The organism is Mycobacterium sp. NGS35, assembly GCF_059812855.1.
In genome coordinates this window covers 41075-56691 of the sequence record NZ_JCALDL010000014.1, presented here as the reverse complement: position 1 = coordinate 56691, position 15617 = coordinate 41075, and the positions used below count along the sequence as shown (strand labels likewise).

Sequence of the window (15617 nt, the reverse complement as noted above, 5' to 3'; positions counted from 1 at the left end):
TCTACCCGAGCCAGTCCAACACCGCTGCGGCGGTCCAGGACTGCTGCATGCTGCCCAGCGGCTCACCGGTGAAGGGCTCGTAGTATTCCGCGAACGTGCCGTCGCTGGCTTGGCGCAATCCCTCTCTGCTCAACGTGCGCGAGCGTTCAGCCCAGCCTCGCCTCGCAAACGCCCACGAGAACAACCACGTCATCACGGGCCAGACCGGCCCGCGCCAGTACTCCCGCGGCCGGAAGTCGCGGGAAACCGGCGACGTCGACGGGATCAACGCGTACTTCAGGTCGGGATGACCGCAGAACCTCGGACCTTCCAACAACCGCAGCAGCGCGCGCTCCCGGTCGTGCGGCAAGCCGCCGCACAACAGCGGGGCGAATTGGGCCACGGTCTCCGTGACGATCCACTTGTTCGCGCGAACATCGAAATCCCTTGCCGCTCCGGTTCTTTCATCTGCGGTTTCGACCACTCCGGCGCGGAAGCGTTCAGCCCAGCTGTACAGGTCTTTGATGTCGGCGTTCGGCCGGTGGTAGTCCTCGCCGATGTTGGCCAGCACCTCACAGGCCAGCGAGAAGATCGCGGAGACGAACACGTCCTCGACGACGAAGCTCATCACCGTCGGCAACTGTTCGTCGTCGTAGCGGACGGATTTCATCTCCTCGAGCAACCACAGGTAGCGGTCGTATTCGCCGTCGGTGGGCCGCTGCGACGGGTCGAGCACGATCATGTTGTCTTTGCGTCGATATGCCGGGACCGCACCGGGTGACACGTTGGCGTAGGCGGCATCCCATCGCGGTGAGTTGTCCATTCCGGACTCCCAGCCGTGATACAGCGTGATGCGGCCGCGGCCGCGCTGATCGCGGGCCTCGGCGAGCCATCGGTGCCAGCGGACCAAGTCGTCCCAGCGGCGGTCCAGAAATGCCTCGGCGACCTGTCGCGTGGAGCGGCCGCGCCGGCGGGCGTGGTCGAGGATGCGCTCGACCGCGATCGCGTGCACCGGCGGCTGCGTGATGCCCGACGTCTGGTGATGTGCCGGGGCATGTTCGGCCAACTCGGAGCAGGCCCATCGGGCCGGACCCGGGAAATAGCCGTCGACGTCGTTGGCGAACACGATGTGCGGGATCATCCCGTTCGCCCACTGCGCCGACAGAAGCGTGTCCAGCTCGACGACCGCGCGCTCGACGCTCAGCGGCGCCAAACCCACCGCGACGAACGCCGCGTCCCAGCTCCACATGTGCGGATACAGCAGCGGCGCGGCCGTCGTCATCACACCCAGGTCGTTGCCGCGTAGCAGATAGGCCGCTCGGGCGGCGAGCTGCGTCGGCGAGAAGCTGGGATCGGGGGCCATCGGTTCTATGATGCGGCCGGTCACGCCCGCTCGCTTGCCAAGCGAGCCGATAAGGTGGCTGGCATGCCGACCGCGCTGATCACCGGGGCCGGCGGCGGCCTCGGGTCCGCCATCGCCGATGCCCTCGCTCCCACGCATACGCTGCTGCTCGCGGGGCGGCCGTCCCAGCGGTTGGACGCCGTCGCGGGGCGAGTAGGCGCTTCTGTGGTGCCGTTGGATCTGACCGACGCCGACGCGCTCGATCTCGACGTCGGTGAGGAGCTCGACGTCCTGGTACACAACGCCGGGGTGGCGTTTCCGGACCGGCTCGCCGAGTCACGCATCGCCGACTGGCGAACGACGTTCGAAATCAACGTGATCGGCGCGGTGGCGCTGACCCATGCGCTGCTGCCTGCGCTTCGCCGCGCGAAAGGGCAAGTGCTGTTTGTCAATTCAGGCGCAGGGTTGCATGTGTTGCCCGGAATGGCGTCCTACTCGGCGAGCAAGTTCGCGCTGCGTGCGTACGCGGATTCGCTGCGGGCGGAGGAGCCGTCGTTGCGGGTGACGTCGGTTCACCCGGGGCGTATTGCTACCGACATGCAGCGTCAGCTCCGCGAATTCGAAGGCGGCGACTACGATCCCGCGAATTACCTACGGCCTGAGACGGTTGCCCGGGCGATCGCCGACATCGTCGCCACCCCGCCGGACGGACACGTGCACGAGGTCGTGATCCGTCACCGCGGCTGAACCTCGGGTTTCCCGGTGAGCGCCTAGACGACGAGGTTGACCAGCCGGCCGGGGACCACGATCACTTTCTTCGGCGTCGCACCGGCCAAGAACGTCGCCACCTTCTCGTCGGCCAGAGCAGCAGCCTCCAGCGCGTCCTTGTCCGCGTCCGCAGGCACTGAAATGTGGCCGCGCACTTTGCCGTTCACTTGAACGGGGTATTCGACGGTGTCCTCGGTCAGATAGCGCTCGTCGGCCTGCGGGAACGGGCCGTGCGCCAGCGACCCGTCGTGGCCGAGCCGCCGCCACATCTCCTCCGCCAAGTGCGGCGCCACGGGGGCCAGCATGAGCACCAGCGGCTCGACCGCAGCGCGTGTCGTGATTCCTTGCTTGGTCAGGTGATTGGTGTACTCGATCAGCTTGGCGATCGCTGTGTTGTTACGCAGGCCCGCATAGTCGTCGGCGACACCGGCGGCAGTGCGGTGCAGCGCCCGCAGCGTCTGCTCGTCGACGGATTCCTCGGACACCCTGGTTTCGCCGGTCTGCTCGTCGACCACCAACCGCCACACCCGCTGCAGGAACCGGTGCGCACCCACCACATCCTTTGTGGCCCAAGGCCTTGACGCCTCCAGCGGTCCCATCGCCATCTCGTACACTCGCAGGGTGTCTGCGCCGTACTCGTCGCAGATCTCGTCGGGCGACACCGAGTTCTTCAAACTCTTACCGATCTTGCCGAACTCCTGGAATACCTCGATCTCGCCGTCCGGGCCGGTGTAGTAGAACCTGCCGTCGCGTTCGACGACCTCGGCGGCGGGCACGTAGGCGCCGCGGGAGTCGGTGTAGGCGAACGCCTGGATGTAGCCCTGGTTGACCAGTCGCCGGTAGGGTTCACATGAGCTCACATGCCCCAGGTCGAACAGCACCTTGTGCCAGAACCGGCAATACAGCAGGTGCAGCACCGCGTGCTCGACGCCGCCGACGTAAAGGTCGACGCCGCCTGGGTCATTCGGGCCGTGCTCGGCGGGCCGGGGACCCATCCAATACGCCTCGTTCTCTTTGGCGCAGAACCGTTCTGAGTTGTGCGGGTCGGTGTAACGCAGCTCGTACCAGCAGCTGCCAGCCCACTGCGGCATCACGTTGGTGTCGCGGGTGTAGGTCTTGACTCCGTCGCCGAGATCGAGTTCGACGTGCACCCAGTCAGTGGCCTTGTTCAGCGGCGGCGACGGCTCGCTGTCGGCATCCTCGGGGTCGAACAGCACTGGTGAGTAGTCGGAGATGTCGGGTAGCACCACGGGCAGTTCCGACTCGGGCAGCGGATGGGGGCGGCCGTCCTCGTCGTAGACGATCGGGAACGGCTCGCCCCAGTACCGTTGGCGAGCGAACAGCCAGTCGCGCAGCTTGTATTCGATCCGGGCTCGGCCTCTGCCATCGGATTCCAGGCGCCGCGTGATCGCCTCCTTGGCGGCGGGCACGTCGAGACCGTTGAGGTAGGCGGAGTTGACGAGGAGTCCCTCCCCGGTGTAGGCCTCGCGCGAAACATCGCCTCCGGCAATGACTTCCACAATAGGTAGCCCGAACTCGGTAGCGAACTCCCAGTCGCGTTGGTCGTGGCCGGGGACCGCCATGATGGCGCCGGTGCCGTAGCCCACCAGCACATAGTCGGCGATGAAGACGGGCACCCGCTCACCATTGGCCGGGTTGGTGGCGTAGGTGCCAAGGAAGACACCGGTTTTCGCCTTGTTCTCTTGACGCTCGAGGTCCGACTTCGCGGCGATCGAACGCCGGTAGGCTGCGACGGCCGCCCTCGGGTTCTGGGCACCGAAGGTCCAGCGGGGATCGACACCTTCCGGCCAGTGGTCGGTTACCAGCCGGTCGACGAGGTCGTGTTCAGGCGCCAGCACCATGTAGGTGGCGCCGAAGAGCGTGTCCGGCCGCGTGGTGAACACCTCGATGTCCACCGGTGCACCATCGTTCGCGGTGGCGGCGAACAAGGCCGCTGCGCCGGTGGAGCGGCCGATCCAGTTGCGCTGCATGGTCTTGACCTTCTCCGGCCAGTCCAGCAGGTCGAGGTCGTCGAGCAGCCGGTCGGAGTAGGCGGTGATGCGCATCATCCACTGCCGCAATCGTTTTCGAAAGACCGGGAAGTTGCCGCGCTCACTGCGGCCCTCGGCGGTGACCTCTTCGTTGGCCAGCACGGTGCCTAGGCCGGGGCACCAGTTGACCAGCGAGTCGGCGCGGTAGACCAGCCGGAAAGAGTCGACGACGTCGGCGCGCTCGCCCTTCGAGAGCTCCGCCCAGCTGCGGCCGTCCGCCAATGTGCGCGCGCCTGACTCGAATTCGGCGATCAGCTCGGCGATGGGCCGGGCCCTATTCGCGTCGTCGTCGTACCAGGCGTTGTAGATCTGCAGGAAGATCCACTGCGTCCACTTGTAGAACTCGACATCGGTGGTGGAAAAGCTGCGTCGCGAATCGTGACCGAATCCCAGCCGCCCCAGTTGACGGCGGAAGTTGACGATGTTGGCTTCGGTGCGCGTGCGCGGATGCGTGCCGGTCTGGATCGCGTACTGCTCGGCGGGCAGGCCGAAGGCGTCGAAACCCAACGCGTGCAACACGTTGCGGCCCGTCATCCGGCAGTATCGCGCGTAGACGTCGGTGGCGATGTAGCCCAGCGGGTGCCCGACGTGCAGGCCTTCGCCTGACGGGTAGGGAAACATGTCCTGGACGAACATCTTGTCGTCGGGCACGGCGCTGCCGTCCGCAGGTGCCAGCGACCCGACCGGATTGGGCACGTTGAACGTGCCGGTCTCGGCCCAGTATTGCTGCCATGACCGCTCGATCTTGCCGGCGAGCTCCGCGGTGTAGCGGAACTCGGGCACGTCGGCCTCGGCGCGTGGGCCGGTAGGGGACGGGGAGTCGGTCACCCCCACAGGTTAGTCAGCGGCCTCTGATGGCGCGCCCGCAGACGGTGCCGCGCAAGCCCCGGTGCTGGCGATCCCAGTGTGAGCAGTTCCTGTCTCAGTCGTCGCGCACGCTGTCGTAGCGTTGATTTGGGCGGCTCGATCCGCCGGCTTCAAACCCGGCAGCGGTCACAAGGCATGCCAGTCGCAGGGATCAGGTAGCAGGGATAAGGAGGTTCTATGAACGGGCGGATTGCCGTTGATTCCGATCGGTTGCTGGACTTCGCTGCCATGTGCCGGCGTCGCGCTGCCGAGGTAGCTGCTACCGGCTCGACGCCCCCGCGCGTACCAGCCACGGAGCAGGCCACCGCTGCGGCGGTCGCCGATATCCATGCAACGGTCGCCAGAGTTAGCGCCACCTTCGGACAGTGGGTCGATTGCACCGGCGCGAATGCGAGGACGGCAGCACACGCGTACGTCGTGCAGGAGGCCACCAACGCCTCAACTGTCGATGCCGTGGGGGAAGCGTGGTAACGCTGTCTGAAGCGCGCCGCTGGGATACCACACCTGCACGAAGCCGCCACGCACTGGGAAAGCTGCGCCGAGCAGTGGGAGGACTCGTTCACCGCAGTTCATCGCGAAGCCCAATCTCCCGGAGGCACCGAATGGCACGGTGACGCTGCAGAGGCGGCCTACGTTCATACCGCGAAAGACCGCCGCATGGCGACCGACGCGGGTGATAACTTGCGGGCCACAGCAAAAATCGCCCACACCGGCGCGGAGGACATTTTCTACGCCAAACACGCCGTGCTGCGCGCGGTCGCTCGGGCAGAAGCCGACGGCTTCACGGTTGAGGAGCACTTCGCGGTGACCGACCGAGCAGTTGGTCTAAACCCCGCGGTGCGCGCAGCCCGCCAAACCCAAGCTCAAATACATGCCGAGCATATTGCCGCCCGAGTTTCGTCCCTGCTCGCCACTGACACCGAAGTAGCAGGCAAGCTGACCAACGCCGCCGCACGGCTATCGGAATACATAGAGGGTCTCGACCACGTCTGGAAACAAGGACCCGATCAGCCAGCCCCACCGCCCGAGCCACCAGCGGAGGGCATACCGCCCGAAGGGGTTCGTCCTCCGGTCGACGGAAAACTGGCACCTGGACCGGCCAGCCGTCCCAGTGCGGCCGCACGAGGCGGTCAGAGCCTTTACGACGAGCACGGCGGAGAGTGGAGATACTTCCCCGGCGACGAGCGCCACAATCCACACTGGGATTACAAGCCTCGCCCGGGGCCGGGTTCTGATTGGGAGAACATCCCCATCGGGGAACTACCGCCCGTGAAGAAGACACCGAGCGGGCCCCCCATCGTTACGGATCTGCCGCCGTGGTTGCTGGACCCCTCAGCCCCGGCACCTCCCGGGGCTGTCGGACCGCCGCAAGACCCGTTGCTGACACCCTTCCACGGCGCGACCATGCCGGCACCGCCGCCGGCATCTGGTCCGGACCTCATACCCCATATCAGCGTTCCGCATATCGATGCGCCGTCTCCCGATCCCGGCGAAGGTGCTGCCGTGGCCGGCGGCGGACTGCTATTGCTGTTATTGCTGGGCGCCGTCGCACTCGCCTGAGCAGCCGTAGATCATGACGACGCCACTAGACCCTACTTCCGTATCTTCCCTGGCCCTGGAGATTTCCGATGCTGTCGGCCCACTAGTGGGTGTGCCGACGGAGCACCTATATCTTTGGCTTCCTGAACTCAAAGTCCCACCCGCCTGGACCGTTGCCACCGTTGATGGCGCTACCGTGACACGTCTACTGCTGCGCCGGTTGAGTAACCGTACCTACTGGGATGGTTGTGAGGTTCTTAACCTCTATCGGGTGCCCGGCACAGTGCCCGAATCGCTGATGCTTGACAACGCTGATCGCATCTTGCGTGACGGTGGAGTCACGGAAATCCGTTGCCATCAACTCTTTTTCGAACCGCGATACGGCGTGGTAGCTACCCGCGCCTCAGGTCTTCTCCGCAGTGGTGACCGCGTCGTTCGATGTGACATCCACAACTATGCCGTTAACAGCGCCGCGGGCGGCGCACTCATCGAGCAATCGCTCGTTATCGGCACCGACACGTCGTCGGCGCTGGAATCTGAAGTCAACAAACTGACCGAAAATCTTCACCAGTCGCTACTGGCAAGCATCGCCAGTGCACCCAATCCGGGGCAGGTGGAGTCACCGTGATCAAATCTATGGGACTAGCCTCGCCGGCGCTGCGAGACAAATCGCCCCGTCAGCACAATCGGCTGCGATTGGTAGAAATTTGATGAGTGTTATTCGTGTGAATTATCTGCCCGAGTTCGAATACGGGCATGACGCGGTGCTGTTGACCATGGATGGCGCGGGCGTTGACACATTTCGAGCCGCGCTAAGCGACGCCTTGCATCAAGGGACATCACTTCTCGAGCACGCCGGCGTGACGCACGAATTTCGCATCCAGTCAGGCGCGGCCAATATCGACCTCGACAAGACCCATGTGGTATGGCGACTCGATATCGCTAAGGCCCGTGAAATCGTCTTGGAGTTGGATAATTTGAGCAGGAAAGGCTGCGCGGGTCACAACTACGTCGACATGTTGACGCCTGCGCCCACCCTGGTTGTGTCCCGTGATGAATACGTCGACGTCGTCTATCCATGGGTCTCACCTGCATCGGTAAATCACGGTCGTCCGCATTAGCGTCCGGGCTGCATGGCCAGGTCTCGGTTGCGTTGCGGACCGATCAGAGGTCGGTTCCAGCTCTAGTGGTACCAGAGTGACGGTTGTTACCGTCGGCTCTCGCCGCGCGCGCGGGGAAGGAGGAGGGAGCCTGATGGTCAACTGCGAAGAGCGACTTGCGCGACGAGACGGTGGCATCGCGAAGCACCGAATGTGGTTAGCGGCGGCGGGAGCGTGCGCCGCAGGCGCTGCCGGTGTCGTCTGCCTGTCCATCCCCAGCGCCGGCGCCGAACCACTGCCCCCGCCCGTGCCGACGCCCGTCACGGTCACCCAAACCGTGACCGTCGCGCCCGGCCTGGTGGCACCGCACGCGGTCCCCCAGGTCGCTGCCGCGCCCGTGCAGCGCGCGCCGGTCGGCTTCGCTCCCGCGCCCAGCGCGCCCGTCGCCGGAGCGCCCTCCGCGCCGATGGTGCCGCAGTCCGGGGTCACCGCCGCGACACCCGCCGTGCCCGCGCCCACGTTGGTGCCAGCCACGTCGGGCACCATCACCGACTTCCTGAAGAGCAAGAACGTCAAGCTGGAACCCCAACGCGCACAAGGCTTCCAGGCTTTCAACATCACGTTGCCGATGCCGCCTGGCTGGACGCAGGTGCCCGACCCGAACGTGCCGGACGCGTTCGCGGTGATCGCCAACCGAACCAGCCCCGACCTCTACACGCCTAATGCGCAGTTGGTCGTCTACAAGCTGGTCGGCGACTTCGACCCGAAGGAAGCGATCACCCACGGGTTCGTCGACAGCCAGTCGCTGCCGGCCTGGCGCACCACCGACGCGTCGTTTGCGGACTTCTACGGGTTCCCGTCGTCGATCATCGAGGGCACCTACCGCCAAAACGACATGACGCTGAACACGTCGCGGCGGCATGTGATTGCGACGGCCGGCGCCGACCGGTACCTGGTGTCGTTGTCGGTGACGTCGCTGGCCAACATTCAGGGCGCGCCGTCCGCCGCCGACGCCACGGACGCGATCGTCAATGGCTTCCGGGTCGCACCGGCGACAGCAGCACCGCCCGCGCCGGCAGCCCAGCCCGCCCCTGCACCCACCCGGTAGGCGCCCTCTGCGGGGCTTTCGGCGCTCTCGTATTGTGACCGCATGCTCGTTGCCGGTGTGTTGTGCCTGTGCGCCGCCGGATTTTTGGCAGTACTGGGTGCCCGGGCGCTGGCGCGGCCGGCTCCGGCCGGTGGTGCACAACAGGTGCTGCGTGCGGTCGCACCCACCCAGTTGGCGGCCGCGATGATGCTGGCCGCCGGTGGTGTCGTCGCTCTGTCGAGCCGGCCCTCGGTCGGGCTGCTGGCGCTGTGCATCACCGGAGCGGTCGGCACGGTCGCCGTCGGGGTGTGGCAGGGCGCCCGCTATGCGCACGTCGCCTTGCAGCGCGGTGGTTCCTGTCAGCGTGACCTACCCTGCGCTTCCTGCACACAGTCGTGCCGATAGCGCGGATCCCGCGGCTGCCCGTCGACTCGTTCGTTCTGGCCCTGCTCGCGACCGTCGGGCTGGCCGCGCTGGCCCCGGCAACGGGTGTCGGCGCCGACGTCGTGTCAGTGACCACCAAAGTCGCAATCGCTCTGCTGTTCTTGCTGTACGGCGTGCGGCTGTCGCCGGTGCAGGCCCTGCACGGGCTGCGGCACTGGCGCCTGCACCTGATGGTGCTCGCGGTCACGTTCATCGTGTTTCCACTGCTCGGCCTGGCGGCGCGAGTCTTCGAACCGAGCCTGCTCGACGCCGAGCTCTACACCGGGTTGTTGTTCCTGTGCCTGGTGCCGTCGACCGTGCAATCGTCGATCGCGTTCACGTCGATCGCTCGCGGCAATGTCGCGGCGGCGATCGTCAGCGCCACGATCTCCAACATCCTGGGTGTGATCCTGACCCCGCTGTTGGTGGTCGCGTTGATGCGAACCAGCGGCGGTGCGCGGTTCGACGGAACCGCCGTGGTGGACATCGTCCTGCAACTGCTGGCGCCGTTCGTCGTCGGGCAACTGCTGCGGCCGTGGGTCGCGGACTGGGTATACCGGCACACGACGCTGACCAAAGTGGTGGACCGCGGCTCGATCCTGCTGGTGGTCTACGCCGCATTCTCGGCCGGTATCACCGAACGCGTCTTCAGCGCGGTGACGCCGTGGCGGCTGGCCGCACTCGTGGCGGTCTGTGGCGCCTTGCTGGCGGTGGTGCTAGCGGTGACCTCGATGCTGGCCCGGCTAGCGCGGCTCAACCGGGGCGACGCGATTGTCGTGCTGTTCTGCGGATCGAAGAAGAGCCTGGCGTCAGGTCTGCCGATGGCCCTGGTTCTCTTCGGCTCGGCCGGTGTGGGTCTGATCATGTTGCCGCTCATGGTGTTTCACATGATTCAGCTGCTGGTGTGCGCGGTGATCGCTGGTCGGCTGTCCCGGCAAGGCGTGCCGGAAACTGCCCCCGGCTAGTTGCGGCTGACGTCGATGGGATGGGTTGCCAGCAGCGACAGCGGCAACGGCTGACGCCGCAGCACCCGCGCCCAAAGGTCCACTCGCGGCTCGACGAGCACGTCAGAAGGCAACGCGGACAACACGATCCAGTCATCCCGCTCGATCTCGCCTTCGAGCTGACCGATGGTCCACCCCGAGTAGCCCGCGAAAATGCGCACCCCTTCGACCAACGGGGCGATCGAGTCGGGCTCGGCGTCGAGGTCCACCATCACCACGCGGCCCTGCACGTGACGTAGCCCCGGCACACCGTCACAGGTGACACCCACCCGCAGCGTCGCCAAGCACAGCGCCGCGTCGCGCTTGACCGGACCCCCGATGAACATGGTCTTGGGCTTGGCCGCCAACTTTGCCCACTGCGGCAACACGTTGTACACCGCAGTCTCGCTCGGCCGGTTGAGCACCACACCTAGTGTGCCGCCGTCGTTGTGCTCGACGACGTAGATCACGCTGCGCCGAAACGTCGGCTCGAGCAGATCGGTGTTGGCCAACAGCAGAGTGCCGGAGCGCACCCGATTGGTAGTGGGAGCGTAATCCTCCGGATCCTCTGAGTAAGCCACGTCACCATCATGTCACCAGCACAGCGCAATTGGGGCGATCGGCGGATGCTGGGCTCGATATTTGTACTGTAGGTTCGGCTCGCTCTGTGGCGGCGGCTGGCAGGAAGTGAATTGAGTGGTTGACGTGCACGCACCGGCCGCGGTGTGGCGGTCGGTCCGGGCCATGCCCGAGTTCGGGCGGCTGCTCGCTCTGCGCGTCGCCAGCCAGTTCGGCGACGGGCTGTTCAACGCGGGGCTTGCCGGAGCATTGCTGTTCAACCCTGATCGGGCCGCGACGCCGGGCGACGTCGCGTGGTCGTTCGCGGTGCTGTTTCTGCCGTATTCGCTTCTCGGGCCCTTCGCCGGTGCGCTGCTGGACCGGTGGGACCGCCGCTTCGTGCTGGTCGGTGCCAACGCCGCGCGGCTGATCCTCGTCGTCGGTGTGGGCGCGCTGCTGGCCATCGGCTCCGGCGGCCATGTGATCCTCGCCGGGGCCCTGCTGGTCAACGGCGTCAACCGGTTCGTCACCTCCGGGTTGTCAGCGGCGCTGCCTCATGTGGTGCCGCGCGATCAAGTGGTGCGAATGAACGCGCTCGCCACTGCGGTGGGGGCCGTCGCCAGCTTCGTCGGCGCCAACTTCATGCTGGTGACCCGCTGGCTCTTCGGCGCCAACGACACCGCTTCTGCCGCAGTCATTTTCGTTGTCGCCGCCCCGGTTCTTGTGGCGCTGCTGCTGGCGTTGCGGTTCCCGCCGCACACCCTCGGCCCAGACGAGACCGCGCGATCCATTCACGGTTCGGCCGTCTACGCCGTGGCCACCGGCTGGCTGCACGGATTGCGGACCGTCGTCGCGACACCCAGTGTCGCGGCGACTCTGTCGGGACTTGCTGCACATCGCATCGCGTTCGGCGTCAACACGCTGCTGCTGCTGGTGATCGCGCGGCACACCGGTGCGCAAGGCGTCGCGGGCCTTGGCGTGGCCGCGGTGTTCCTTGCCGCCGCGGCCACCGGCGCGTTCGCCGCAACCCTGCTCACGCCGGCGCTCGTGCGACGCGTGGGCCGGATCGCCGCTGCCAACATTGCGCTCGCAGCGGCGACCGCGGTCCAGCTCGTCGGCGCCGCACTGGTCTTGCCGGTGATGCTGGTGTGCGCGCTCTTCCTCGGCGCAGCCGGGCAGGTGGTCAAGTTGTGCGCGGACACCGCGATGCAGATCGACGTGGACGACCCCCGCCGCGGCCATGTGTTCGCCGTGCAGGACTCGCTTTTCTGGCTGACGTTCGTGGCGGCGGCCGCGGCGGCCGCGGCCCTGGTACCGGCCGACGGCCACTCCCCCGCACTCGCCTTGGCGGCGGCCGGTGCCTACCTGGCCGGCATGGTGGTGCACGCCGCGGTCGGCCGGCGGCACGTGGGCTCTGCCGAGGGTTAATGTTTGCGGCATGGCGGATGCGGCTCCTATCGTCGACGACCTGCGCGCAGAGAGTGACGAACTCGACGCCCTGGTTGCCTCGCTGCCTGAAAGCCGTTGGCGGACAGCCACACCCGCGCCCGGTTGGACGATTGCGCACCAGATCGGTCACTTGTTGTGGACCGACCGGGTGGCGCTGACGTCGGTCACCGACGAACCCGCGTTCGGCGAGCTGCTGGCGGCCGCGGCCGCCGATCCCACCGGGTTCGTGGACGCCGCGGCCGAAGAGGAGTCGAGGCGGTCGCCTGCCGAGCTGCTCGACGACTGGCGCATCACGCGTCGGCGGCTACACGACGAGCTGCTCGCGGTACCGCCGACCCGCAAGCTGATGTGGTTCGGGCCGCCGATGAGCGCCTCGTCGATGGCCACCGCGCGGTTGATGGAGACGTGGGCGCATGGCCTCGACGTGGCTGACGCGCTGCAGGTGCAGCGGGAGCCCACCGCGCGGCTGCGTTCGATCGCACACCTCGGGGTGCGCACCCGTGACTATGCGTATGCGGTGCACGGCCTGCCTGTGCCGGCCGAGCCGTTTCGGGTGGAGCTGGCCGCTCCCGACGGTTCCACATGGACGTGGGGCCCCGAGGATGCTCGTCAGCGGATCACCGGTTCAGCGTTGGACTTCTGCTACTTGGTGACGCAACGGCGGCCGCTGTCGGCACTCGACGTCAAGGCAGAGGGCGACGACGCTGCGCACTGGCTGACGATCGCGCAGGCGTTCGCCGGCCCGCCCGGGCCCGGCCGCTGAACCTGCCGACGCAAAGCGTCGCTCTCGGCATCAGAGCAATTCCGCTGCGGAGTATGCATTCGCTAATCGCGTGTCTGTGGTCAGCAGCGGAAGGCCAAGTCGCTCAGCAAGCTCGACGTAGAGCGCGTCAACTAGGCGAAAGCTGTTCCGTCGGCGCCAGGCACCGACGACAAGGCTGTCGGACGGGTGGCGTGTGAACGGCGCGCGTTGGAGAGCCTCAACACAGGCGGTGGCGTCTTCGACATCGACCAGGTCCGCCCGCCATAGCCGGCCGACCGCGGAGAGCACCTCGGCGTCGAAATGTGCCGGCACGTGAACCTGGGCAATCTCCAGGCGATCGCGGGCTCCGATGCGACCCAGCAACAGGTCAACCATGGCCGATGCGTCAAGGACGATACTCGCCTCGCTCACCTGCCGAACTCGTCGCGCGCCTGGTCGAGCGCGGCGATCGCCGTCTCATGCTCAACGGGTCGGCTGACGACGGGCAGGTCACCAAGCCAGCTCGCCATCGCCGTTCGCGTGAGTTCGGCGGCAATTGCGGCCTGGGTCAGCGCTGACACATTCAACCCTCGAGCACGGGCGCGCTCGGCCAACTCGTCGGGAACGTAGACATTCAGCCGGGCCATACACATAAATGTACACACCAGGCGGATCGCTACAGCTGTTTCGACATGTCGGCGACACCGTCGCCGTCGGTGTCGGCGAGCTCGAGGTCCCAGCGCCCGTCGCCGTCAGTGTCCACGTAGCCGACTGCGCCGTCGTCGCACAGCACCCGGTCGGCGAGTCCGTTGCCATCGCTGTCGACCAGCCGGTCGTCGGCCTGCCCGTCGCCGTCGAAGTCGACGCTCGGGCCACCGGTGTGTTCGATGCCGTCGAGGCTGAACCAGCGCAGTTGACCGGAGCGCTGCGTCGCCACCGCCCACGTGCCCGACCCGTCGTCGGTGAACCAGCTTTCGGCGGTGCCGTCGTCGTCGACATCCAGTGCGACGTGGTCGGCGAGCCCGTCGCCGTCGAGGTCGGCGATCGCGTCGTCGAGGCGACCGTCGCCGTCGAAATCCAGCCGCAATGCGTCCAGCTCACCGTCGCCGTCGAGGTCGGTGTCCGGTGTGCCCACCCACATCGACGCGGAGCCGTCACCGGCACCGAAGCAGTACTCCATGCCGGTTGGACGCCGCCCTAGCTTCGCGCGTTCCACCACTTCAGCAGCTCGGCGGTGGCCTCCTCTTTCGACAGCGGGCCGCGCTCCAGCCGCAACTCCTTCAGGTACCGCCACGCCTCTCCGACTTGGGGGCCGGCCGGGATCCCCAGTAGCTGCATGATCTCGTTGCCGTCGAGGTCGGGCCGCACCCGCTGCAGATCCTCCTCGGCGGCGAGCTCGGCGATGCGTCGCTCGAGATCGTCGTAGTTGGCCTGCAGCCGCGCGGCGCGGCGCTTGTTGCGGGTGGTGCAGTCAGCGCGGACCAGCTTGTGCAGCTTGGGCAGCAGGGGGCCGGCGTCGGTGACGTAGCGCCGCACCGCCGAGTCGCTCCACTTGCCGTCCCCATAACCGTGAAAACGCAGATGCAGATACACCAGCTGCGAGACGTCGTCGATCATCTGCTTGGAGTACTTCAGGGCGCGCATCCGCTTGCGCACCATCTTCGCGCCGACCACCTCGTGATGGTGGAAGCTGACCCCGCCGTCGGGCTCGAGCTTGCGGGTCGCCGGCTTGCCGATGTCGTGCAGCAGCGCCGCCCAGCGCAACACCAGATCCGGGCCGTCGTTCTCGAGCTCGATCGCCTGCCGCAGGACGGTCAGAGAGTGCCGGTAGACGTCCTTGTGCTGATGATGCTCGTCGATCGCCAGCCGCATCGCGCCGACCTCCGGCAGCACCACGTCGCCCATGCCGGTGTCGACCATCAGCTCGATGCCGGCCACCGGGTCCTGACCCAGCAGCAACTTGTCGAGTTCGGCGGCCACCCGTTCGGCGGTGATCCGGCTTAGCTGCGGCGCCATCTGCTCGATGGCGGCACGCACCCGCGGCGCGACGGAGAAGCCGAGCTGCGAGACGAACCGCGCCGCCCGCAGCATCCGCAGCGGGTCGTCGCCGAACGACACCTCCGGCGCGGACGGCGTATCGAGGAGCCGATCACGGATCGCCGCCAGCCCGTTGAGCGGATCGATGAAGTCCGCCGGGCCGTCCGCAGTGATCCGCACGGCCATCGCGTTCGCCGTGAAATCGCGGCGGACCAGGTCCTCGTCGATGCTGGTGCCGAACCGCACGTCCGGATTGCGCGACACCTGATCGTAGGTGTCGGAGCGGAAGGTAGTGATCTCGAACCGGTGCTCGCCTTTGGTAGCCCCGATGGTGCCGAACTCAATGCCGATGTCCCACAAGCCATCCGCCCAGGGACGCAGGATCTGCTGCACCTCTTCGGGAGGTGCGTCGGTGGCGAAGTCGAAGTCGGCGCCCAACCGGCCCAGGACCGCGTCTCGCACACTGCCGCCCACCAGATACAGTTCGCGGTTCGCCCGGACGAACACCGAGCCCAGGGAGCGAAGCGTGTCCGCGTGCTGATTCAGTGCAACCGCGGCGCCGGCGAGCAGTTCGGCGTCGGAGGCGGTTTCAGGCACGTTCGACTACCCTAATGCGCACTCCCCAGCCATACGGTGCGCCCCGTCCACCGGCGCGTGGGCCAGGAGTGAAATGTCATGACAGCTACTATCGC

At 66.8% G+C, this 15617-nt stretch carries 16 protein-coding genes and 1 pseudogene; 10 read left to right on the top strand and 7 right to left on the bottom strand.

What is annotated here, in order from left to right; genetic code table 11:
- Position 1: 1 nt before the first annotated feature.
- Entirely contained in the window at positions 2–1342 is a 1341-nt protein-coding gene (gene ggh / locus AC5Y4C_RS19265; RefSeq protein ID WP_499904449.1) for a glucosylglycerate hydrolase, read from the bottom strand.
- Positions 1343–1405: 63 nt separating this feature from the next.
- Here ggh and AC5Y4C_RS19260 point away from each other — a divergent pair, with 63 nt between their 5' ends.
- Positions 1406–2068 (top strand): SDR family oxidoreductase, encoded by a 663-nt coding sequence (locus AC5Y4C_RS19260; RefSeq protein ID WP_499904446.1) that lies wholly within the window; start codon positions 1406–1408, stop codon positions 2066–2068.
- 23 nt (positions 2069–2091) lie between these two features.
- Here AC5Y4C_RS19260 and leuS read toward each other — a convergent pair whose 3' ends face one another.
- Positions 2092–4968, bottom strand: a complete 2877-nt coding sequence (gene leuS, locus AC5Y4C_RS19255) for a leucine--tRNA ligase (protein ID WP_499964847.1) — start codon at positions 4966–4968, stop codon at positions 2092–2094.
- 216 nt (positions 4969–5184) lie between these two features.
- On the opposite strand from leuS, the gene AC5Y4C_RS19250 reads away from it, so the two are divergent.
- The 7 genes from AC5Y4C_RS19250 (at position 5185) to AC5Y4C_RS19220 (ending at position 10121) form a co-directional block, all read left to right on the top strand.
- Positions 5185–5478, top strand: coding sequence for a hypothetical protein (locus AC5Y4C_RS19250; RefSeq protein ID WP_499964846.1), 294 nt, complete (start codon positions 5185–5187; stop codon positions 5476–5478).
- A gap of 186 nt (positions 5479–5664) precedes the next feature.
- Entirely contained in the window at positions 5665–6567 is a 903-nt protein-coding gene (locus AC5Y4C_RS19245) for a hypothetical protein (protein ID WP_499964845.1), read from the top strand.
- Positions 6568–6817: 250 nt separating this feature from the next.
- On the top strand, positions 6818–7174 hold the full coding sequence (locus AC5Y4C_RS19240; protein WP_499964844.1) for a hypothetical protein: 357 nt from the start codon (positions 6818–6820) through the stop codon (positions 7172–7174).
- 82 nt (positions 7175–7256) lie between these two features.
- Complete coding sequence (locus AC5Y4C_RS19235) at positions 7257–7667, top strand: hypothetical protein (RefSeq protein WP_499904442.1); 411 nt, start codon at positions 7257–7259, stop codon at positions 7665–7667.
- Positions 7668–7857: 190 nt separating this feature from the next.
- Complete coding sequence (locus AC5Y4C_RS19230) at positions 7858–8754, top strand: LpqN/LpqT family lipoprotein (protein WP_499964842.1); 897 nt, start codon at positions 7858–7860, stop codon at positions 8752–8754.
- Between the two features lie 42 nt (positions 8755–8796).
- On the top strand, positions 8797–9138 hold the full coding sequence (locus AC5Y4C_RS19225; RefSeq protein ID WP_499964840.1) for a hypothetical protein: 342 nt from the start codon (positions 8797–8799) through the stop codon (positions 9136–9138).
- A complete protein-coding gene (locus AC5Y4C_RS19220) occupies positions 9135–10121 on the top strand; it encodes a bile acid:sodium symporter family protein (RefSeq protein WP_499964908.1) in 987 nt (328 codons plus the stop codon). Before AC5Y4C_RS19225 ends, AC5Y4C_RS19220 begins: the two co-directional genes overlap by 4 nt.
- Here AC5Y4C_RS19220 and AC5Y4C_RS19215 read toward each other — a convergent pair.
- Positions 10118–10720 carry a YqgE/AlgH family protein gene (locus AC5Y4C_RS19215; protein ID WP_499904436.1) on the bottom strand — a complete coding sequence of 201 codons (603 nt, stop codon included), beginning with the start codon at positions 10718–10720 and terminating at the stop codon, positions 10118–10120. The genes AC5Y4C_RS19220 and AC5Y4C_RS19215 overlap by 4 nt on opposite strands.
- A 163-nt stretch (positions 10721–10883) precedes the next feature.
- On the opposite strand from AC5Y4C_RS19215, the gene AC5Y4C_RS19210 reads away from it, so the two are divergent.
- Entirely contained in the window at positions 10884–12125 is a 1242-nt protein-coding gene (locus AC5Y4C_RS19210; RefSeq protein ID WP_500008517.1) for an MFS transporter, read from the top strand.
- Positions 12126–12135: 10 nt separating this feature from the next.
- Positions 12136–12909 carry a TIGR03084 family metal-binding protein gene (locus AC5Y4C_RS19205; protein ID WP_499912683.1) on the top strand — a complete coding sequence of 258 codons (774 nt, stop codon included), beginning with the start codon at positions 12136–12138 and terminating at the stop codon, positions 12907–12909.
- Between the two features lie 30 nt (positions 12910–12939).
- On the opposite strand, the gene AC5Y4C_RS19200 is transcribed toward AC5Y4C_RS19205, so the two are convergent.
- The 4 genes and pseudogenes from AC5Y4C_RS19200 to AC5Y4C_RS19185 form a co-directional block, all read right to left on the bottom strand.
- Positions 12940–13305 (bottom strand): type II toxin-antitoxin system VapC family toxin, encoded by a 366-nt coding sequence (locus tag AC5Y4C_RS19200; RefSeq protein WP_499965206.1) that lies wholly within the window; start codon positions 13303–13305, stop codon positions 12940–12942.
- 118 nt (positions 13306–13423) lie between these two features.
- Positions 13424–13541, bottom strand: a pseudogene (locus tag AC5Y4C_RS19195) (type II toxin-antitoxin system CcdA family antitoxin); the annotation flags it as partial.
- 23 nt (positions 13542–13564) lie between these two features.
- On the bottom strand, positions 13565–14068 hold the full coding sequence (locus AC5Y4C_RS19190) for a pullulanase (protein ID WP_499965204.1): 504 nt from the start codon (positions 14066–14068) through the stop codon (positions 13565–13567).
- Between the two features lie 17 nt (positions 14069–14085).
- Positions 14086–15522 (bottom strand): CCA tRNA nucleotidyltransferase, encoded by a 1437-nt coding sequence (locus AC5Y4C_RS19185; RefSeq protein ID WP_499965194.1) that lies wholly within the window; start codon positions 15520–15522, stop codon positions 14086–14088.
- Between the last annotated feature and the right edge of the window lie 95 nt (positions 15523–15617).